This window comes from Aequorivita sp. CRS11, assembly GCF_059693805.1.
This window is the reverse complement of the sequence record NZ_JCATIG010000001.1, coordinates 1-20,326: the sequence shown is the minus strand read 5'-3', so window position 1 is coordinate 20,326 and position 20,326 is coordinate 1. Positions and strand designations below refer to the sequence as shown.

The following is a 20,326-nucleotide window of genomic DNA, read 5'->3' as shown; positions in this document are numbered from 1 at the left end:
AATGGACCAACCAGTAAAAATATTTAGGTTTGACGTTGAAGAGGCAAAAAAAGTTGCTTCTTCAACTAATGAACCTCATATCCACGATTTTGAAGAAATCCTTATAGGAATGGAGGGTTCTATTGAGCATTTCATAGATTTTGAAACCACAACCGTAGATGCTCCCTATGTTTGTTTTGTAAGCAAAGGTAAGGTTCACAGAGTAAAGCCTATAGTAAAAGATGGTAAGTGCGATATTTGGGTAATTAGGTTTAGTAGTGAATTTGCAGCTGAAATCATTTTTCAACTTTACGCTGCATTCCACAATACGGCTAATATATTTTGGCCGGTGGAAAGGCTTACCGGCCGCCTTCCTGTTTTGACTGAAATGATGTATAATGAATTAAGACAATCAAATCCTGATTTTTCCGTCATTCGCCATTTGCTCAATGCCGTTATTTCGATTGTATTATCAGAAAAACAGAAAAAGCAGCCCACAGCTATTTCCTCAAACCAAAATGAGACGTTTACCAATTTTCTCGCCATTTTGGAAGAAAATTTTCGGCGCCCCTTGAGCGTGGGATATTATGCGGAAAAATTGTTTATGAGCACCCGGAACTTAAATTTAATTTGCCAAAATATTCTACAGCAAAGTGTTTCGGAAATCATTGAAACCAGAAAATTGACTGAAGCCAAAAACCTTCTGACTTCCACAGATAAAACCATTGCCAAAATAGCCTACGAATTGGGTTATAATGAAAATTCTTATTTTTCAAATGTCTTCAAAAAAAAATCGGGACAAACACCAGGTGAGTTTCGGGATGAAATGCGAAGCCTGTTAACTTCCTAAAATTATACCTCTACTACCGAAAAGTGTAATTCTTAACATCCGTAGTGTTACTATTTTTGTAATCAAATAATTAATTAACAATTTAATTTTAAATGATTATGAAAAAAGTACTGATTTTAGTTGTAATGTCCCTATTTTCAATAGGAGCTTTTGCACAGACCCAATGGCAGGTAGACCCAAACCATTCTTCGTTAAACTTTAGCATCAAGCATTCAGGCATTAGTTTGGTGAATGGCAAGTTTTTACACTACACAGGTAGTTTAACCACCAATGGCGATGCCTTAAGCAATGCACAATTTAATTTTAACGTGCAAGTGGCAAGTATCAATACCAATGTAGATGCGAGGGACAAGCACTTGAGAAGTGCCGATTTTTTTGAGGTGGAAACCTATCCGACTATGACCTTTAAAAGCACCAAAATTTTGGCGACAGGTAAACCAGAATATTTTTTATTGTATGGCGAGCTTACTATTAAAGGGGTTACAAAACCAGTAATTTTTGATGTGTACTACGGTGGAACCGCGAAGAGCGACAAAGGTGAAAAATTAGGTTTGAAAGCGAAAACCACTATCAACAGGTTTGACTACAACATTAATTTTGACCCTACCGCAGCTGGTATTGGTAAGGATGTGGATATTGTAGTTCATCTACAGTTCGCCAAACAGTAAAACTATTTAAAGGGAAGTTATTCATATTTTGAATTTAGAAATCATGAAAAAGTTTAAAATCCAAAAGTTAAGCAGAGAAGACGTGTATGGCAAAGCAAGTTTCGTAGTTAGATTACGTCAATGAATAGAAAACAATTTTTAAAATCAATTGCACTATTGCCGCTAATAGGTTCAAGTATGAATTTGAAAGATTTAAATAAAATGACTGCAACAATGAGTAATACAGAAAAAATGCCTGTACTATTCTTGGGTCATGGAAGCCCTATGAATGCCATTGAGGAAAATGAATTTGTGGCAAATTTTAGACGGCTTGGAAATGAATTGGTACGCCCCAATACAATACTCTGCATTTCTGCCCATTGGGAAACCAATGGCACATATGTAACAGCAATGCAAAATCCTCCTACCATTCATGACTTTGGAGGTTTCCCACAGGAGCTTTTTGAAGTACAGTACCCAGCACCGGGAAGCCCTCAACTGGCAAAACAGACCAAAGCGATAATAACAAAAACAAATGTAGGATTAGATGATAAATGGGGGCTCGACCACGGAGCGTGGAGCGTTATAAAACATCTCTATCCCCATGCCGATATCCCGGTAATTCAAATGAGCATTGATTACACACAGCCTGCAAAATATCACTATGAATTAGCAAAGGAATTGAATAGCCTTCGCACAAAGGGTGTTCTAATTGTGGGAAGTGGAAATATGGTACATAATCTTCGCATGGTTTCGTGGAAAAGGTTAAACGAAGTATATGCCTACGATTGGACTATAGAGGCCAACGAAAAGATGAAAGACTTTATCGTTAGCGAAGATCACAAAAGTTTAATTGATTTTAAATCCCAAGGAAAAGCCTTTGAGTTAGCCATACCAACGCCCGAACATTATATGCCGTTGATTTACACCTTGGCATTAAAGACCAAAAATGAAGAAATAACAATATTTAACGACAAACCTGTTGGAGGTTCACTTACTATGACTTCCGTAAAGATAGGTTAGAAACAAAACAATGAATTATGAAAAAATTATTGGATATTGAGTTAAAAGAGAACACTGTTAGTATGGCTGTCTTATTATTAAGGTTGGGTGTGGGTATAATGATGCTTGTTCATGGAATTCCAAAACTATACATGCTGTTTAGTGAAGATATTCAGTTTCCCAGTGTTATGGGGATGAGCGCTACGTTTTCATTATTACTAACTGTGGTTGCAGAAGTTTTATGCTCTATATTACTGCTAATTGGACTTTTTACCAGAATAGCGGCCATTCCATTGATTATAACCATGTTGGTAGCCGTATTGATGATTCACGGTAGCGATCCATATGCCTTGAAAGAATTAGGACTGTTTTACTTGTTGGCCTATGTAGTTTTGTTAATACTTGGCAGCGGTAAATATTCTTTTGATGCTATTTTGAAAAACTATCAATTAGAAGAATAGATATTGTTAATATATACAGCTATGTCCCTGTCAAAAACCATATTGGTTAGGTCACTTGTGCTTTTTCAAACACATGGAATCAAGACCGTTAGAATGGATGATATAGCCCAAGAAATGGGTTTATCAAAGAAGACCATTTATCTTCATTATGGCAGTAAAAATGAATTGGTTCAAAAATGTATTCACTATCTTTTTGATTTACATTTTTCAAATATCAAAAGGATTCAAGATGAAAGGGGAACACCGATAGAGAAAATAAAAAAGATTTATGAATACGCCGTAAAACATTTAATAAAAGTTACACCTAATTTTTATTTTGATTTAAAAAGAGGTTATCCGGAAACCTATCAGTTTTATGCCCTTCAACGCGGTAAAATAGTTTTTGGTATAATTAAAACCTTATTGAAAAAGGGGCAAAGGAGTGGTGAAATAGACCCCACAATCAATACCCAGTTGTTTTGTGAATTTCATCTGATAAATCTTGATCAAGTAATAAGCCATAAAACCGCGCTTATGGAATATAGCTTGCAAGACCTATTTGACAACACTATTAGAGTGAGCCTGAATGGTATTATTAAAAGACAATAATTTATTCAGCTCTTTTTAAATTTAAATTCTGCATTGTAATAAAGGCAATTACTTCCCGATGCAGAAATTGGCAAAAATATTACCAAGCAGTTCGTCATTAGAAATTTCACCGGTTATTTCCCCAAAATAATGCAGTGCCTGCCGAATGTCTATGGCCAACAAATCACCACTTAAATTACTGTCCAAGCCCTGTTGTACTTTTATGATTTCTTCCAAAGCTTTAAGCATGGCGTCATAATGGCGGCTGTTGGTAACGATGGTTTCGTTGTTACGAAGCGCGCCAGTGTTTACAAACTCGAGCAATTTATTTTGAATTTTCTCAACTCCTTGCCCAGTTTTTGCGGATAATAATTGAAGATTGCCCATTGCAAACTGTAGATTTTCTATTTCTTCTTTCGAAAGTTTATCAACCTTATTGGCAACAATCAAAAGGTTTTTTAAAGGGTATTTATTTTTGATAGTTTCAATCTCAACTTTAAACTTTGAACCTGAGGCCTGAAACTTTTCCGCATCAAACAGATAAATTACCACTTGCGCCTGTTCTATTTTCTGAAATGTTTTTTGAATTCCCATTCCTTCAATAACGTCCACGGTTTCACGTATTCCGGCAGTATCAATAAAGCGGAAACCAATGCCGCCAATGATTATTTCGTCTTCAATGGTATCGCGCGTGGTTCCGGCAATATCACTTACAATTGCTCTTTCCTCGTTCAGCAAGGCATTTAGCAGGGTAGATTTCCCCACATTAGGTTCACCCACAATGGCAACGGGAATACCGTTTTTCAGTACATTTCCTGTTGCGAAGGAATCTATCAATCGCTTTAATACGTGGGTTATTTTTGAAATAAGTTTTTGAAATTCCTCGCGGTTGGCAAATTCCACATCTTCTTCGGCAAAATCCAGTTCCAATTCTATGAGTGATGCAAAATTCAAAAGTTCTTCGCGAAGCTTTTTTATTTCCGAAGAAAAACCGCCCCGCATCTGTTGTATTGCCAATTGGTGGCTGGCGGCACTATCGCTGGCAATGAGATCTGCAACCGCTTCTGCCTGACTTAAATCCATTTTCCCGTTTAGGAAAGCACGCAGTGTAAACTCTCCTGCTTGTGCCATACGGCACCCTTTCCGAAGGCAAAGCTGAATGATTTCCTGTTGAATGTAATTACTGCCGTGACAGGAAATTTCCACCACGTCTTCACCCGTATAACTGTTTGGGTTTTTAAAAATGGTTGCCAATACTTCGTCCAAAACCTTTTCGCCATCTTTTATATGTCCCAAATGAACGGTATGGGTTTTCTGTTTTGCAAGCGTTTTACCAGAAACAGAAGAAAAGATTGAAGAAGCAATTGTAACAGCCTGCGGTCCCGAAAGCCTTAAAACGGCTATTGCCCCGGCTCCTGCTGGCGTTGCCATTGCTACTATGGTGTCTGTGTGTGTCATTGGCTGCAAAGGTACGGTTAACTTTGGAAAAGTTATAAATTTAGTGGAAGTTGAAAATTAACACATAAAAAAAAGGGTGCACAAAAGCACCCTTTTTTGATAGTAACCCCTTTGCTTTATTAATATGCAAAATGTTTAAAATTTCCATTCATTGTGATGCTCGGCCCCGAACCGGAAGTTGCTGTAATTGTGAAATTTCCGGAGATTAAGCGTCCGTCCTCGTTTTCAGGATTTTGACGGTTTTCCAAAATATTTATCTCTCCTTCGGAGGCATTGTAGGTTACTTGATTGGCTTGATCGCGAATTACAACGCTGGTTACAAAACCATTGGTGGCAACGTCATTAATAATTTTGGTGATTCCACTTCCAAAGCCTCCAGTATTATTTAAAAATATGCGAATAATATTGGTGTTTTCGTCAGTTACTGCAAGGGTTAATCCATTGCCGCTATAGTCGCTTGAGTAAAATCCCAAACGGGACGAATAATTACTACCGAACCCACCGCCGTTTATCGTGGCGCTAAACTCTGCTTCGGGAGCACTTCCGCCACCATTGTCGTCATCTTTTTTGGAACAGGAAATAATTACTAGTGATAGAAAAAGGATGCTAATAGTTTTTAGGGTTTTCATGTGTTTCGTTTTAGTGAGTGTTAATTATAGAATTAAATTAACAACACATCGGCCCCGTTAAATTATGTCATCACTATCAAGAAAAAAATCCGCCACTGGGGCGGATTTTTTTAATTCTGCTATTCTAATTATCTAAGATTCTAACAATCTAATTGTTCAACATCACCGGCATTACAAGCATGGTAACGGTTTCGCCTTCGTCCAAACCATCCACGGGAGTTAAAATTCCTGCGCGGTTTGGTAGGCTCATTTCCAGAGAAACTTCGTCGCTTGTTAGATTGTTCAACATTTCAGTAAGGAAACGGCTGTTGAAGCCTATCTGCATATCATCGCCTTGGTAGTCGCAAGTCAAGCGCTCTTCGGCTTTGTTGCTGTAATCAATATCCTCTGCGGAAATGTTCAACTCGGCCCCAGCAATTTTCAAACGAATCTGGTGGGTTGTTTTACTTGAGAAAATAGAAACACGACGAACGGAGTTCAAAAATTGGTTTCTGTCGATTACCAATTTATTGGGATTTTCCTTTGGAATAACTGCTTCGTAATTTGGATATTTCCCATCAATCAAGCGGCAAACCATTTCGGTGTTTTCAAAAACGAACTTTGCGTTGCTATCGTTATATTCAATAGTAACATCTTCCTCGCTGCCTGCAAGTATGCTTTTTAAAAGCGTTAAAGGCTTTTTCGGCATAATAAATTCCGCAGTTTGGGAAGCGCTGATGTCATCACGGGTATATTTTACCAATTTATGCGCATCGGTAGCAACAAATACAAGATTATCTGTTGAAAACTGAAAGAAAACCCCGCTCATTACTGGTCGCAGATCATCATTTCCAGAGGCAAAAATAGTTTTGCTGATTGCAGTGGCAAGCACATCACCCTGGACTACTGTGGAAGAAGGATCTTTCAATTCCACGGCATTGGGAAACTCTTCGCCACTGGCGTATGCAAGCGCATATTTACCGTGGTTGCTGCTTATTTCGATGGTGTTGTTGTCTTCAACGGTAAAGGTTAAAGGCTGCTCTGGAAAGGTTTTTAAAGTTTCAAGCAAAAGCCTTGCAGGAATACAAACCATTCCTTTTTCAGCGCTTTCCACTTCCAGTTTAGAAGAAATGGTTGTTTCCAAATCGGAAGCCGAAACAGTAAGGGATTTTCCATCCAAATTGAACAGAAAATTATCTAGAATAGGCAAGGTATTGTTGTTGTTGATAATACCGCCCAAAACTTGAAGTTGTTTTAATAAATACGAACTCGATACGATGAATTTCATTGAATATTTATTTTTTTGATCAGAATAATGATAAATGCCTTGGTTTTAGCATACCTACAAATATATTTCAATTGAAGTGTTTGTTAAAACAAACTTATTAACATTTAACGGGTGTAGCGGCGTTTGCGGTAGACTACAAAACCTATTCCGAATAAGGTCAATAAACCCAACGGTAACAGGAGGTTAAGCACTTGCCACTTTGTGCGCTGTTCCACGGTTTTTTGTGGATCGAGAAATGGCACCGCAATTTGACGTGTCCGAATGTTTATAAGTCCGCTGTCGTCAAGTAGGTAATTGACAGTGTTCAGCAGAAATTCCTTGTTTCCGTAGAATTGGTTCGTCATTTTGTCGAAACCAAGTTCAAGTGGACGGCTACCCTGCAATTGGTTTTTTATGATGTCGCCATCGCTAATAACCACCATTTTTGATACTTTACCGTCATCTATATTTTTCACACCATTTAGGGAGATAGGCTTCACCCGATTTTTATAAACTGAAGTAAATTTGCCTTCCAGCAAAACCGCAAGCGGAATTTCGCCGGCATTGTATTCATTGGGATCGGGACCTTCGTTCACAACTTGTAAATTCTTCGGAATTTCCACATCAAAATCAATAGGGAAGGGCAGTCCCACGACTTTAGATATTGGTGAAGTGGAAAGTAAAACCGTCTTTTTAATATTATTCGGAAGCGTATCGATGGCGCTGGCGTAATCAAATTTAACGGCCTCTATGTTTGAAACTATGGGGTGATTGTTTGCACTGCTGCTCAACGGACTGAAAAACCACGGATAACGGTTGTACTGCGCTTCGCGTTCGTCGCCACTTGCCAGAACTATAGGGGCGGAATACACATCCTTTACCAAATTTGGGTTAATGCGGATTCCGTATTTAAAGAAGAAATCATTTAAATTCAAATCCTTTCCGAAAGCGAACGTATTTCCGCTAACTGTATCAACTTGCATTTGAGTGGCATCCAATAGCCATAGTGACTTGCCGCCGTTCATTATATATTGATCCAACACATACTTTTCGGCATCACTGAAAGCTTCCGTGGGTTGGGCCGCAACTATTAAATCAAAATCTTCCAAAGCCTTAAAAGTCTTTTCAGGGTTTGAAGCCACCGAATCCAAGGTAAAAGGCGCAATAAAATAATAGTCGCGAAGTGTCGCAAAAAAGTCGGCAATGTAGCGGTCATCATATTCGCCATTACCTTTTAAGACCGCTATTTTTCTTGACTTATCGGTAGCCAATTTTTTAAAACCGTCGGCAAAGGCATACTGCAAATTTTGCAGTGAACTGTTAACGCGTTCTTCGGAAGTGGCGCCCAATTGGTTTTTCAGTAACGGAATTTTTACCGATTTGCCATTGTGATGTGCCAACGCCCAGGGATAAACAAGTTCGGTGCTCTGCTTACCACTTTCGGTAACTGAAACTTGTGCAGGTGTCAATCCAAATTTTTCAAATTGGGACTGAAAGGCTTCGTTGCCTTTTTCGGTGGGGTTTACAAATTCAAACTTAATGTTGGAATTATAAGCCGAAAACTCTTCCAAAAGTTGTTCGGTCTCACTTTGCAGCCTTCGGAATTCCGGGGGGAAATTTCCTTTCAGAAAAACGTCTACTATTAATGGAGAATCCACCTTATCAACAATTTCCTTTGCTTCTGCGGAAAGCGTGAAACGCTTGTCCTGCGTAAGGTCGAAACGATTATAGAAATAATTTCCGACGATATTCAAAAGAATTAATCCTCCAACCAAAACGGCAACTGAAACGATATTTTTTTTAATTGAAGTCTTCATTATTGTTGCTTCAATTTAAAGATTGTCAACGCAATGAAAAACACGGTTAGGCTCAAAAAATAGATCAAATCGCGCGTGTCCAAAACGCCACGCGCCACGCTATCAAAATGTTCTTTCATTCCCAATTCGGCAATATTGAAACTGGAAGATGAAAAACCGTCAAAGCCGTAATAAAGTACAAAGCACAGAAATACCGCAATTATAAATGCCACAATCTGATTTTGCGAAAGCGTGGATGAAAAGATGCCGATGGAGGTATATGCAAACACTAAAAACAGCAATCCAATGTAGGAGCCGATGGTACTGCCAACATCCCAATTGCCGGGCGGATTGCCCAATTCAGAGATTGTGAAAATATAAAGTATTGTTGGAATCAAAGCAATAATAATCAGGATTACCGCTCCAAAATATTTTCCCAGAACTATATCTTTTAAGGAAATTGGTTTCGTCAATAAAAGCTCCAAAGTTCCCATTTTCATTTCATCGCTAAAGGCGCGCATGCAGACGGCGGGAATCAAGAAAAGCAAAACCCAGGGCGCAAGTTCAAAATAGGGCGAGAGGTCTGCAAAACCCGAATCGAGAATGTTGAAATTTCCACTGAAAACCCACAAAAACAGCCCATTAATCAATAAAAAAACAGCAATCACCAAGTACCCAATGGTACTGGAAAAGAAAGAATTTATTTCGCGTTTTATTATTGTGAGCATCTAATTATTTTAAGGAATGTAAAGTGTCTACACTCCACGCTTTTGCTTTTGATTTAAACATGGGTTTTGTCACGCTCCAAACGTTTTTGAAAAGTTCACTTGTTCTATAGTTTTCCAAATCAGTTTCATCATTCCAACGGCTGTAGGTGAAAAAGATTGTTTCGTCATTCTTATCATTGTAAAGTTCCAAAAAAGTACAGCCTGGAAAATTTCGGATTTTTTCTTTCACGGTTTCAAAATTAGCCAGAAAAGCAGGAATGTTTTCTTTTTCAAACCGCATTTTTACAATTCTTGTAAACATTTTTCTTTTAATTTATGAATTAAAGTTAACCGTGATTGTATCTCTAAATTCCAACCCAAAAAGGCTTGAAGCCCCGCCCACAGAGGTAGGATTGCTTTTGTAAATTGCCAGTTCCAAGTATTGTGATGAATTCCAAAGTGCAAGCCTTTTTCCATCCTCCTCACGTTTTTCGGGAGGTTGCGCAAAGTTAATCGCATCACTGTAATGTGTGTGTATTTGGCGGAACTTCTCGGAACGGGCGTTTATTAAAAATTCCCTTCCTTTCCCTACCGTTTCAAATAATTTTTTGGTGATATTACTGATTACGTTTCCGTAGTTATCAATATAAATTACGTTGCCTATTATTTGGCTCTCTTTGTTGTTCACAACTGGACGAATTCCCGTCAGTTCCTTTATTTCAGTAATATTTTTACCAATAACTTCAAGGGTTCCGCCACGGGCAATATGGCCGGCAACCTTTACGAATACGTCCAAAACAGGAAAATTACTGATTATACGGTCGTGAATATTTATTTCAACAATTTTTTCGGGACGAATTTCCGAAGTAAGCATCGAGATTATTCCATTGTCGGCACACACAAAATAATGTCCGTCCATCAATACGGCAATGTGCTTATTTTCAGGATTTAATTCAGAATCTACCCCAATTACGTGTATACTTCCGGGAGGGAAACTTTTATAGGCATTCTGAATTATGTATGCAGCTTCGTGTAAGTGAAATGGTGAAATAGAGTGAGAGATATCAACAATTTTGGCATCTTCCATTTCAGTATAAATAGCTCCCTTAACCGCGCCAACAAAGTGATCTTTCTCTCCAAAGTCAGTAGTAAGTGTGATTATTGCCATAAATGGATTGTTGATATTTTCTTAAAAGAATTACCACAAAAATAGGTTACTTTTGTTAGTAGCAAAACAATTTTTTGCATATTCCAAATAATAAAAAAGCACGCCTTTTGAACGAACTTATCATCGAACTCACAGAGATTAGCCCTAGAGAATTCTTTGGCCTAGAAAACGCTAATATTGACCTTCTTAAAAAATATTTTCCAAAACTGAAAATCGTTGCCCGCGGTAATAAAATAAAAGCCTACGGCGATGAAGATGTTTTGGAGGAGTTTGATAGACGCATTACTATGTTGCTCGAACAATATATGAAATACAATAAAATTGATGAAAATGTGATTGAGCGCGTGTTGTTGAGTCGCAGTAAGGAGGATTACGAAACTCCAGAATTTAACAGCAAGGAAGTTATAGTACACGGGGTGAGCGGAAAACCTGTAAAAGCGCAAACAGCAAACCAAAGAAAATTGGTTGAGCTGATGCGCAAAAATGATATGGTTTTTGCAGTTGGACCAGCCGGAACCGGAAAAACTTATACTGGAGTTGCGCTTGCGGTTAAAGCTTTGAAAGACAAAGAAGTAAAGCGAATTATTTTAACTAGACCTGCAGTAGAGGCTGGAGAAAATTTAGGTTTTCTTCCGGGAGATTTAAAAGAAAAGCTCGACCCTTATATGCAGCCATTGTATGATGCCCTTCGCGATATGATACCTGCTGAAAAGCTGGCATCGCACATTGAAACTGGGGTTATTCAAATTGCGCCTTTGGCCTTCATGCGCGGACGTACTTTGGACAATGCTTTTGTAATTTTGGACGAAGCTCAAAACACCACCCATGCCCAAATGAAAATGTTTTTGACCCGTATGGGAAAAAATGCCAAGTTCATGATTACGGGCGATCCGGGGCAGATTGACCTTCCGCGCCGTGTTATTTCTGGATTAAAGGAAGCTTTATTGGTTCTGAAAGATATAAAAGGGGTGGGGATTATTTATTTAGATGATAAAGATGTTATTCGTCACCGTTTGGTAAAAGAAGTGATTGCTGCCTATAAAAATATTGAAAACGTAGAGTAAATCAGTTTTCAGTCACAGTTTATAATTCGTAAATACCAAACTTCAATTTTTAAATTGTAAATCAAAAATGAGTAATACCATAATATCAACCGATTTTAATTTTCCCGGACAAAAAAGTGTGTATCATGGGAAGGTCCGTGAAGTTTATACTTTGGAAAACAATAAACTTTTGATGGTTGCCACGGATAGGCTGAGCGCTTTTGATGTTGTGATGCCGAAGGGAATTCCTTACAAAGGTCAAATTCTGAACCAGATTGCCACTAAAATGATGCGCGATACCGAAGATTTGGTGCCTAATTGGTTGATTGCAACACCCGATCCTAATGTAGCTATTGGTGAAGCTTGCGAGCCTTTTAAGGTTGAAATGGTAATTCGAGGTTATATGAGCGGCCACGCGGCTAGAGAATATAAAGCTGGAAAGCGGATGCTCTGTGGGGTTGCAATGCCGGAAGGATTGAAGGAAAACGATAAATTTCCGCAACCAATAATTACCCCAGCCACCAAAGCCGAAATGGGCGATCACGATGAAGACATTTCTCGTGAAGACATTTTAGATCGTGGGATTGTTTCCGATGCAGATTATCTTCAATTGGAAGATTACACCCGAAAACTATTTCAACGCGGTAGCGAGATTGCGGCAAAGCGAGGATTGATTTTGGTGGATACCAAATATGAATTTGGAAAAACACAGGATGGCAAAATTGTTCTAATTGATGAAATCCACACGCCTGATTCTTCACGTTATTTTTATGCGGAAGGTTACGAGGAACGCCAAAAAAATAACGAGCCCCAAAAGCAACTTTCCAAAGAGTTTGTGCGCCAATGGTTAATCCAAAATGGTTTTCAAGGCTTGGAGGGGCAAAAAGTGCCTGTAATGAGCGATGAATATATTGAGACCGTTTCAGAAAGATATATTGAGCTTTACGAAAATATCACTGGAGAAAAATTTGTAAAGGCTGATGTATCCAATATTCACGATCGCATTGAGAAAAATGTAATGGAATATCTTTCAAACACAAATTAAAATTTTACTTGCGTTCCTGAAAGTTAAAACTGTGAACATAGCCAAAACTTAATTCTGTAAAATCAGCTTGTCCTAAATTTGCATTGAGGTGGGCACCTAAATAAAAATTATTTTTAGGAGCCTTTTCCATACCTATCAAGTAATATTTAAGTCCCAAACGGGAAGATATACGATGCTTTCTTTTGTAGCTGCCATCCAGCTCGCCCAAAACCCAAGTTTTTGAAATTACTCTAGGCGTATTATCCCATCCTTCATTTATTCGCCATTCGAGCTTGTATGCTGGTTTGTGCAGATTGTAACCCAATTGCAGATCAATACCCACATGGTTCAGGAATATTTCGCCGTGTACGGTTATACCCAGATTGGATGCATAATACCAAGGATTGCCTTTGAAATAATCAAACTCCCTTCCGGCCTGCACCAAAGATTCATTTCCTTCAATATAATCGTAATAATGCTGGTAGAAGCGATAGTAAAAACCTAATCCAATTTTAAAGGTTTTATTATAGACACGACCATATTCGCCAGCGATGGTATAAACATTTTTTTTGTCGTTAAAAGCCAATGCAAAAACATTCTGTCCAAGTCCACCGCGCAAGGCGAAGTAATTATAAACTGTCTTTTTGTATAGTGGAATATTTTCTTTAGAATCAATTTCAGGATATTTTAAAGGATTTTTTATAGCTGCCGAAAGGCTTAACAAAAATGAATTATATCCCTGGTTCAACAAACGCGTGTGTCCGTTGGAATGATGTGAATACCCCAAGCCAACCCGCAAATCGGAACTTTTTAATGAAAGAAATCTATAGTAAAGATACATTCTGAAAGCCCAAGTAACATCAGTGGTTACAGCTTGATTTAGAGGATTTGTTTCTGCATTAAATTTTTTTGTGAAATAAGAAGCTCCCATTCCAGTCAATACGCTCCATTTTTCACTTCCAAAAGCTTTAAATTCTATGTACGGCATTGCGGTAATAGCATACCCTAAGCTATCCAGGTTTCCAAAATCGGTTATTCCTATTGAGAACCCTGTTTTTGGAGCTTTCAGTCGCTGTGCCCATTGTTGCGGGTTATTTATATGATTACGCCCAAAATTTAGGACGATTTGTTTCTGTAATTTAGTATCGGGAAAACCGTGGTTTGCTTCCATAGTAAGCCCTAAGAGAACTTCAGGGGTAAAAGTAAAAGCACTTTTTTTCCAATCGTTCTCAGTTTGAGCGAAAGAGATAAAGGTGACGGAAAGAAGGAAAATGGTTAGTTGTTTTTTCATTTGGTGCTGCAAGTAACAATTTCCTCGTTAATTTTAAAAATTTAAAACTTACATTCGTTATAAATTTTAATCACTCCTTTTGGAAAGTATAGATAATTTTATTGCCGAAATGGCCTCTTATGCTTGGGGTTTGCCACTATTGATTATTTTGATTGGCGGTGGATTGTACCTTTTAATCAGGATTAAATTTCTACCATTTCGTTATTTGGGTCATGCAATTGCAGTGCTCAGAGGAAAGTATGATAGTGAAAGCGATGCTGGTGAAATCACCCATTTTCAGGCATTGACAACAGCGCTTTCTGCTACTGTGGGAATGGGCAATATTGCCGGAGTTGCTGTGGCAATAGCCATTGGTGGGCCCGGAGCTGTTTTTTGGATGTGGGTAAGTGCGGTAATTGGAATGTCCACTAAATTTTTTACTGCCACGCTTGCCATTCTTTACCGAGGTAAGGATAGTGACGGAAAAATTCAAGGTGGGCCAATGTATTTTATTACTGAAGGATTGGGCCAAAAGTGGATGCCAATGGCCATTCTGTTTAGTGTTGCCGGATTGGTTGGAGCCTTGCCGGTTTTCAATGTAAATCAACTTACACAGGCCATCAACGACATTCTTTTGAAACCTGCCGGACTTTACAGTGGTTTTAAAACAGATTTAATTATTGGGCTTGTTTTGGCTACAATAACTGCCTTTGTTGTTTTAGGTGGGTTGTCGCGAATTAGTAAAACTGCTTCGAAAATGGTTCCTGCCATGGTCGTGCTCTATTTTGCTTTGGTGCTGATTATTCTCGGCGTGCATTTAGATGTAGTTCCGCAATATTTGGGATTAATTTTTATCGATGCCTTTTCTGCAAATTTTTATAAAGGTGATGCATTTTTGGGTGGGGTTATTGGCGGAATTATTCTTTTGGGAATTCGCCGTGGCGCCTTCTCTAATGAAGCGGGGATAGGAACGGCGCCCATGGCACACGGTGCCGCAAAAACCAACGAACCCATTCGTGAAGGTTTGGTGGCCATGCTAGGCCCGGCCATTGATACGTTGATAATCTGTACACTTACGGCGCTGGCAATTTTGGTTACGGGCGTTTGGCAAAGTAGTGATGCAAATGGGGTGAGCTTAACGGCTTCAGCTTTTGAGGAAAGTATGCCAACCTTTGGTAAATATGGATTGTTGGCGTGTATTGCGATTTTTAGTATCTCATCGCTTTTTTCATATTCCTACTATGGCAGTAAGTGCATGGCCTTTCTTTTTGGGGTAAAAAACAAAGGAATTTATAACTATTTCTATATACTTAGTATCCTTGTGGGAGCAACCACTTCTTTAAGTATGATGATAAATTTGATTGATACTTTCTTTGCATTGATGGCTATCCCTACAATGACGGCAACTATTATTCTGGCGCCGAAAGTGATAAAGGAAGCGAAGATTTATTTTGAAAAGTTGAAAGAGTATTAATGCAAACTATCCAATTTTCGGTTCACTAAGGCTGTGAACTTCTTCGCGCCATCGGGATTTAAATGGTTTTCGTTTAAAAAATCTTTTGCCTTAAATTGAAGCGTATCGGTTTCTTTATCCAAAATAGTTACATTTTTATATTTTTTCAAAATCTCTGACAGCACACTGTCGCGACGGCGTACGATGTTTGGGTTTCTTTTATTTAAATAAGTTTTATATAACGGTATGGTGGAAATTATAACCTTCAATTTTTTCTCTTTCATATGGTCTAGCATTTTGAATAGAAAAGCAGTATTTTTTTTAAAAATATCTGGATTTTCGTGGGTATAAATTTTGAAATATTTATTTTTTATTTGAGCAGTATCATATTTTAACTTATGAAATGAACCATAATATTTATTGATATTGAAACCAAATTCATTTAATTGTTCTCCGTTTTTCTTGTTCTCATCAAAATAATAGTCTTTTATTTTGGAGGAAAAATATCGAGGGTGGGAAAGATAGATGAGTTTATCCTTAAAATAGGTCTGCCGTTCAAAAGTATTGATTCCATAATAATTCAAGTAAATATTGTTTTTCCAGTAATTTTGGGAGTGATAAGGCAATTCCAAATGCATGTATGAAACCTCAAACAAGATATATTTTAGTTTTGGAAGCTTATCTATAACACCTTTTAAAATCAAATAATCTTCCTTATGATGTTGGGAAGATGAAGCCATATTAATTGCAGGTACATGTGAAAGAGCAGGATTAAAACTGCATTTTACTTGTGAAGAACCTAGAGCAACTAGCTCAATTTTGGTAGAGTTTGATTCTAGATAATCTCCCACAACTTTGAATGTAATTGGAATTTGCAGGGCTAAAACCTCCAAGAGACAATACGTCATTACGACAGGAGTGAAAAAAAATACGCAGTATTTTAAGAACTCTTGTATTGATTTACTAAAATTGAAAATAGATAAAATCTTCTTGAAATCCGGCATATTGAAAAATGATAAAAATAAATATATAATATATAATCCAACGAAGGGGCCGTCTGATATGTTTTTCCAATTGACTTAACGGAAAATCCTTACGGCGGGTTAATATTTCAGAAGTCAGCATCAATGCGGTAAATATCAAAAAATATTTATTTATTAATTGACTAATTTGTGTACTGGGAATAAAACTTAAGATACGCTGGACCACAACCCAGGCGTCATCAATATTCTGACTTCTGAAAAGGACTGAGGATAAACTAGCTATAAGAACAAAAAAGAGGGGCAGCAGAAAACTTAGTTTTAAAGACTTATGAAATAGACTTGATTTTCTATCCTTTGTTAAAGGGGTTCTTTCCAAAACAATCAAAAACCCTTGAAAAAGTCCAAAAATCACAAAAGTCCAGTCGGCTCCGTGCCAAAGACCAATGAGTCCCATGGTTAAATAGACAGCAATATTACGGCGTGTGTTACTGCGCAGGTTTTTTTGAATTATTGGGAAGTATACATAATCCGTAAACCACCGTGTGAGGGTAATATGCCAACGCTGCCAGAATTCCGTAACGCTTTTTGCCAAGTAGGGAATGTTGAAGTTTTTACTCAGTTTAAAACCAAAAAGTTTTGCGGTACCTATGGCGATATCTGAATAACCCGAAAAATCTCCATAAATCTGAAAAAAGAAAAGTACCGAAGCATAAAGCAACGACAAACTACCATAGTCTTCGGGACTTGCATATACCATATTTACAACATAAGCGGCGTTATCAGCAATCACCATTTTTTTGAAAAGCCCCCAAAGTATTTGCCGTAACCCCTCTTTAACTTGATCTGTATTAAATGATCTTTTTTTGCTGAATTGCGGCAACAAATCAGAGGCTTTTTCAATTGGCCCAGCGACCAATTGAGGAAAGAAACCCACAAAACACAAAAAGTTAAGTAAATTATTGGTAGGCGAAACTCTATTTTTATACACATCTATGGTATAACTCATAGTTTGGAAAGTATAGAAACTTAGCCCGACCGGAAGTATTAGGTTTAGTGTGCTAAAAGCATATTCTCCCTGTTGCATATTGAAAAGCAACGCGAATTCATCAATAAAAAAATTGTAATATTTAAAAAGAAAGAGTACTCCCAAATTCCAAATAATACTGCTATAAAGAAAGATTTTTTTTCTACTAAAACTCTCAGAACCTTTAATAGCTAGTGCGGCAAAATAATCTACCAAAGAACTAGCGACTATTAAAAAAAGAAATCGCCAATCCCACAGCCCGTAAAAAAAATAGCTAGCTGCAAGCAAAATGAGGTTTTGTGCTTTTATTCTTTTAAAACCCACAGCCCAATAGAGCAGGAGGGTAATGGGAAGAAACAATCCAAATGAAAAGGAATTGAATAACAAGGTTTGCTGGATTTTGCGGTAAATATAACAAAAAAGAGACCGCTACAAATTTTAGATTCTAGCGGTCTTTCTTTTGATTCAGAAGTAAGGATTAACCTACTAAGTTTTCATTTTTATTATTCAAAATAACTGAAAGTATCTCCATCTTTTATATTCAACAGGGTTTCATAAATAAGCTTAATGACGTTTTCAACATCATCACGGTGGACCATTTCCACTGTAGTGTGCATATACCGCAATGGCAATGAAATTAATGCACTTGCCACCCCGCCATTGCTATACGCAAAGGCATCTGTATCAGTCCCAGTAGCTCTAGAAAGTGCTGCTCGCTGGAAGGGAATCATTTTTCTTTCGGCAGTATCAACTATAAGATCCCGCAGTTTCTGTTGGACGGCGGGCGCATAGGCGATTACTGGACCACAACCAATTTCTGCCAGGCCCTGTTTCTTTTTGTCAATCATTGGGGTAGTGGTGTCGTGCGTTACATCGGTAACTATTGCCACATTTGGCTTAATTCGATCTGCAATCATTTCGGCGCCTCGTAGTCCTATTTCTTCTTGTACTGAATTGGTAATATAAAGACCAAAAGGAAGTTTGTTTTTGTTCTCGTGCAGCAATCTAGCCACCTCGGCAATCATAAAACCGCCCATTCTATTATCCAAGGCTCGGCAAACAAATTTATCCTCGTTTAAAATATGGAACTGATCGGGATATGTAATGACGCAGCCCACGTGGATCCCCATTTTCTCAACTTCTTCTTTGTCTTTTGCGCCCACATCTATAAAAATGTTTTCGGGTTTTGGGGTCTCTTCTTTTGATTTATCGCGTGTGTGGATAGCAGGCCATCCAAAAACGCCCTTTTTTATTCCGTTCTTCGTATGGATATTTACAATTTTTGAAGGTGCTATTTGGTGGTCGCTGCCACCATTTCTTATTACATAAAGTAGCCCATTGTCACATATATAATTAACATACCACGAAATTTCATCAGCGTGTCCTTCAATTACAACTTTAAATTTCGCCTTTGGATTGATTACTCCAACCGCTGTTCCGTAGGTGTCTGTAAAAAACTCATCTACATAGGGTTTGAGGTATTGCATCCACAGTTTTTGTCCGTCCCATTCATAGCCTGTGGGCGCCGCATTGTTTAAATATTCCTCTAAAAATTTAAGTGATTTGTCGTTTAATATTGAAGTAGTCATAAATTCATTTTTCTGAAAAGATTCAAGTGTGGTAAAATTAGTAATTTCTTATTAAGACCAACAAGGCAATTTGCTTATTTTTGGAACGTTTTTGGATGATGTATAGCTTTTCATATAAAAATTTATAAATGAAGATTTTCATACCTATATATATATGTGTACTGTTCTTTAACCTGAGCCCTATATATGGTCAGACGGATACCGAATTTTTAAAAAAACAAAAGGATTCTACAGAGGTTATGTATTATATAATCGAGGGCGATACTATAGCTCGTGAAATGATTGATCTTGATGAAGTGATTTTGTTAGACAAACTAAAATTTAAATCAGAGCAGGACAGAAGGCGTTATCTCATCCTTCGCCGAAAAACCAGAAAAGTATATCCTTACGCCAAATTGGCCTCGGAACGTTTGACCACTATGACCGAACGGTTGAAGACAATTGAAAGCAATAGGGACAAAAAACGATATACCAAGCGTATTCAGAAATACGTAGAAGGCGAATTTTCAGAAAAACTAAAGAAATTGACCCACACCGAAGGTCAGATATTAGTAAAGCTTATCCACAGACAGACCGGTCGCACAGCTTTTGAGCTTGTAAAAGAACTACGCACGGGTTGGCGAGCTTTTTGGTATAACACAACGGCCAGTCTTTTTGAAATCTCATTAAAAGAAGAATACAAGCCTTTTGAGATAAAAGAAGACTATTTAATTGAAGATATTCTGGAAAGATCCTTTCAAGAAAATAAACTCGAACGACAAAATCCTGCATTTCCAATAGACTATCTCGATTTAAAGGCACATTGGAACAAAAAAACTGTTAATAACTAAGGCAATCAGGTAGTTGCGTATTATTTTAAAACATGTTATGTTTGTAGTTCGCTCTTTTATATTTTCATAACAATCAGCATAACAGTGCCTTGGCCTAAAAACTAATTTAACTGTGCCTTAAAAGTCAAATTATCCCTAGAGAAAAAAAAATTGACTACTAAAAATCTAGGTTTCAAAACGTTATTATTTGTTGATAAAATTTACCGAAAAAACCTGTTGAATAAGTTTGCGGGAACGGAAAAGGGTTCTATATTTGCACCCGCTTAGAAGAACAGATTCAGACGTTCAAAAAAGCAAAAAACAACGCTCTTAAAAATTTTTGAAATATTTTTTAAAAAGTATTGCAGGTTTAAAAAAGAGTTGTAGATTTGCACCCGCTAAAACAATGAGTGACTACAAAACACGATTTGAAAGCGAGCAAAAGAGAGACAAAAAGTTCATTGAGATATTGAAATTGACAGCGTAGATTAGCTACCGAAAGGTAGTTGGTCAACAAAGAAAACTAAACTAAGTGAGAATCCCGAGATTTTTTTGAGAGTCGGGCTCTTTTGGTGTATGGTCGCAATATTATTGAAGATTATACGATGAAGAGTTTGATCC

Annotated in this window: 20 protein-coding genes; 9 read left to right on the top strand and 11 right to left on the bottom strand. The window is 37.7% G+C overall.

Annotated elements, in window-relative coordinates; genetic code table 11:
* Position 1: 1 nt before the first annotated feature.
* The 5 genes from AC58DT_RS00100 to AC58DT_RS00080 all read left to right on the top strand — a co-directional run bounded on the left by AC58DT_RS00100 (position 2) and on the right by AC58DT_RS00080 (position 3,527).
* A complete protein-coding gene (locus AC58DT_RS00100) occupies positions 2–829 on the top strand; it encodes a helix-turn-helix transcriptional regulator (RefSeq protein ID WP_497214680.1) in 828 nt (275 codons plus the stop codon).
* A 98-nt stretch (positions 830–927) separates the two neighbouring features.
* A complete protein-coding gene (locus tag AC58DT_RS00095; protein WP_497214679.1) occupies positions 928–1,497 on the top strand; it encodes a YceI family protein in 570 nt (189 codons plus the stop codon).
* A 177-nt stretch (positions 1,498–1,674) separates the two neighbouring features.
* Positions 1,675–2,499: a 4,5-DOPA-extradiol-dioxygenase gene (ygiD, locus tag AC58DT_RS00090; protein ID WP_497215316.1), complete on the top strand. Its 825-nt coding sequence runs from the start codon at positions 1,675–1,677 to the stop codon at positions 2,497–2,499.
* Positions 2,500–2,561: 62 nt separating this feature from the next.
* Positions 2,562–2,939: a DoxX family protein gene (locus AC58DT_RS00085; protein WP_497214678.1), complete on the top strand. Its 378-nt coding sequence runs from the start codon at positions 2,562–2,564 to the stop codon at positions 2,937–2,939.
* Positions 2,940–2,960: 21 nt separating this feature from the next.
* Positions 2,961–3,527, top strand: coding sequence for a TetR/AcrR family transcriptional regulator (locus AC58DT_RS00080; RefSeq protein WP_497215315.1), 567 nt, complete (start codon positions 2,961–2,963; stop codon positions 3,525–3,527).
* A 48-nt stretch (positions 3,528–3,575) separates the two neighbouring features.
* On the opposite strand, the gene mnmE is transcribed toward AC58DT_RS00080, so the two are convergent.
* The 7 genes from mnmE to AC58DT_RS00045 all read right to left on the bottom strand — a co-directional run bounded on the left by mnmE (position 3,576) and on the right by AC58DT_RS00045 (position 10,510).
* The gene (gene mnmE / locus AC58DT_RS00075; RefSeq protein WP_497214677.1) at positions 3,576–4,964 is read right to left on the bottom strand and encodes a tRNA uridine-5-carboxymethylaminomethyl(34) synthesis GTPase MnmE; all 1,389 of its coding nucleotides are present in this window, start codon (positions 4,962–4,964) and stop codon (positions 3,576–3,578) included.
* Positions 4,965–5,083: 119 nt separating this feature from the next.
* Complete coding sequence (locus AC58DT_RS00070) at positions 5,084–5,593, bottom strand: hypothetical protein (protein WP_497214676.1); 510 nt, start codon at positions 5,591–5,593, stop codon at positions 5,084–5,086.
* Positions 5,594–5,741: 148 nt separating this feature from the next.
* Complete coding sequence (gene dnaN, locus AC58DT_RS00065; protein WP_497214674.1) at positions 5,742–6,860, bottom strand: DNA polymerase III subunit beta; 1,119 nt, start codon at positions 6,858–6,860, stop codon at positions 5,742–5,744.
* Positions 6,861–6,964: 104 nt separating this feature from the next.
* Complete coding sequence (gldG, locus tag AC58DT_RS00060; protein ID WP_497214673.1) at positions 6,965–8,656, bottom strand: gliding motility-associated ABC transporter substrate-binding protein GldG; 1,692 nt, start codon at positions 8,654–8,656, stop codon at positions 6,965–6,967.
* Entirely contained in the window at positions 8,656–9,363 is a 708-nt protein-coding gene (gene gldF, locus AC58DT_RS00055) for a gliding motility-associated ABC transporter permease subunit GldF (RefSeq protein ID WP_497214672.1), read from the bottom strand. The genes gldG and gldF overlap by 1 nt, the downstream gene beginning before the upstream one ends.
* A 4-nt stretch (positions 9,364–9,367) precedes the next feature.
* On the bottom strand, positions 9,368–9,664 hold the full coding sequence (locus tag AC58DT_RS00050) for a putative quinol monooxygenase (protein ID WP_497214671.1): 297 nt from the start codon (positions 9,662–9,664) through the stop codon (positions 9,368–9,370).
* A gap of 12 nt (positions 9,665–9,676) precedes the next feature.
* Entirely contained in the window at positions 9,677–10,510 is an 834-nt protein-coding gene (locus AC58DT_RS00045) for an SAM hydrolase/SAM-dependent halogenase family protein (RefSeq protein WP_497214669.1), read from the bottom strand.
* A 107-nt stretch (positions 10,511–10,617) separates the two neighbouring features.
* Here AC58DT_RS00045 and AC58DT_RS00040 point away from each other — a divergent pair, with 107 nt between their 5' ends.
* Together AC58DT_RS00040 and AC58DT_RS00035 are read left to right on the top strand one after the other, a co-directional pair.
* The gene (locus AC58DT_RS00040) at positions 10,618–11,574 is read left to right on the top strand and encodes a PhoH family protein (RefSeq protein WP_497214667.1); all 957 of its coding nucleotides are present in this window, start codon (positions 10,618–10,620) and stop codon (positions 11,572–11,574) included.
* Between the two features lie 67 nt (positions 11,575–11,641).
* The gene (locus tag AC58DT_RS00035; RefSeq protein ID WP_497214666.1) at positions 11,642–12,598 is read left to right on the top strand and encodes a phosphoribosylaminoimidazolesuccinocarboxamide synthase; all 957 of its coding nucleotides are present in this window, start codon (positions 11,642–11,644) and stop codon (positions 12,596–12,598) included.
* A 4-nt stretch (positions 12,599–12,602) separates the two neighbouring features.
* Here AC58DT_RS00035 and AC58DT_RS00030 read toward each other — a convergent pair whose 3' ends face one another.
* The gene (locus AC58DT_RS00030; RefSeq protein ID WP_497214665.1) at positions 12,603–13,868 is read right to left on the bottom strand and encodes an acyloxyacyl hydrolase; all 1,266 of its coding nucleotides are present in this window, start codon (positions 13,866–13,868) and stop codon (positions 12,603–12,605) included.
* A 79-nt stretch (positions 13,869–13,947) separates the two neighbouring features.
* Between AC58DT_RS00030 and AC58DT_RS00025 the strand changes: the two genes are divergently transcribed.
* The gene (locus AC58DT_RS00025) at positions 13,948–15,321 is read left to right on the top strand and encodes an alanine/glycine:cation symporter family protein (protein ID WP_497214663.1); all 1,374 of its coding nucleotides are present in this window, start codon (positions 13,948–13,950) and stop codon (positions 15,319–15,321) included.
* On the opposite strand, the gene AC58DT_RS00020 is transcribed toward AC58DT_RS00025, so the two are convergent.
* From AC58DT_RS00020 to AC58DT_RS00010, 3 genes are all read right to left on the bottom strand, one after another.
* On the bottom strand, positions 15,318–16,208 hold the full coding sequence (locus tag AC58DT_RS00020; RefSeq protein ID WP_497214662.1) for a hypothetical protein: 891 nt from the start codon (positions 16,206–16,208) through the stop codon (positions 15,318–15,320). The two genes, AC58DT_RS00025 and AC58DT_RS00020, sit on opposite strands and share 4 nt — an antisense overlap.
* A gap of 55 nt (positions 16,209–16,263) precedes the next feature.
* Entirely contained in the window at positions 16,264–17,289 is a 1,026-nt protein-coding gene (locus tag AC58DT_RS00015) for an MBOAT family O-acyltransferase (protein ID WP_497214661.1), read from the bottom strand.
* A gap of 521 nt (positions 17,290–17,810) precedes the next feature.
* Complete coding sequence (locus tag AC58DT_RS00010) at positions 17,811–18,896, bottom strand: M42 family metallopeptidase (RefSeq protein WP_497214660.1); 1,086 nt, start codon at positions 18,894–18,896, stop codon at positions 17,811–17,813.
* A gap of 128 nt (positions 18,897–19,024) precedes the next feature.
* On the opposite strand from AC58DT_RS00010, the gene AC58DT_RS00005 reads away from it, so the two are divergent.
* Complete coding sequence (locus AC58DT_RS00005; RefSeq protein ID WP_497214658.1) at positions 19,025–19,726, top strand: DUF4294 domain-containing protein; 702 nt, start codon at positions 19,025–19,027, stop codon at positions 19,724–19,726.
* Positions 19,727–20,326: the final 600 nt, after the last annotated feature.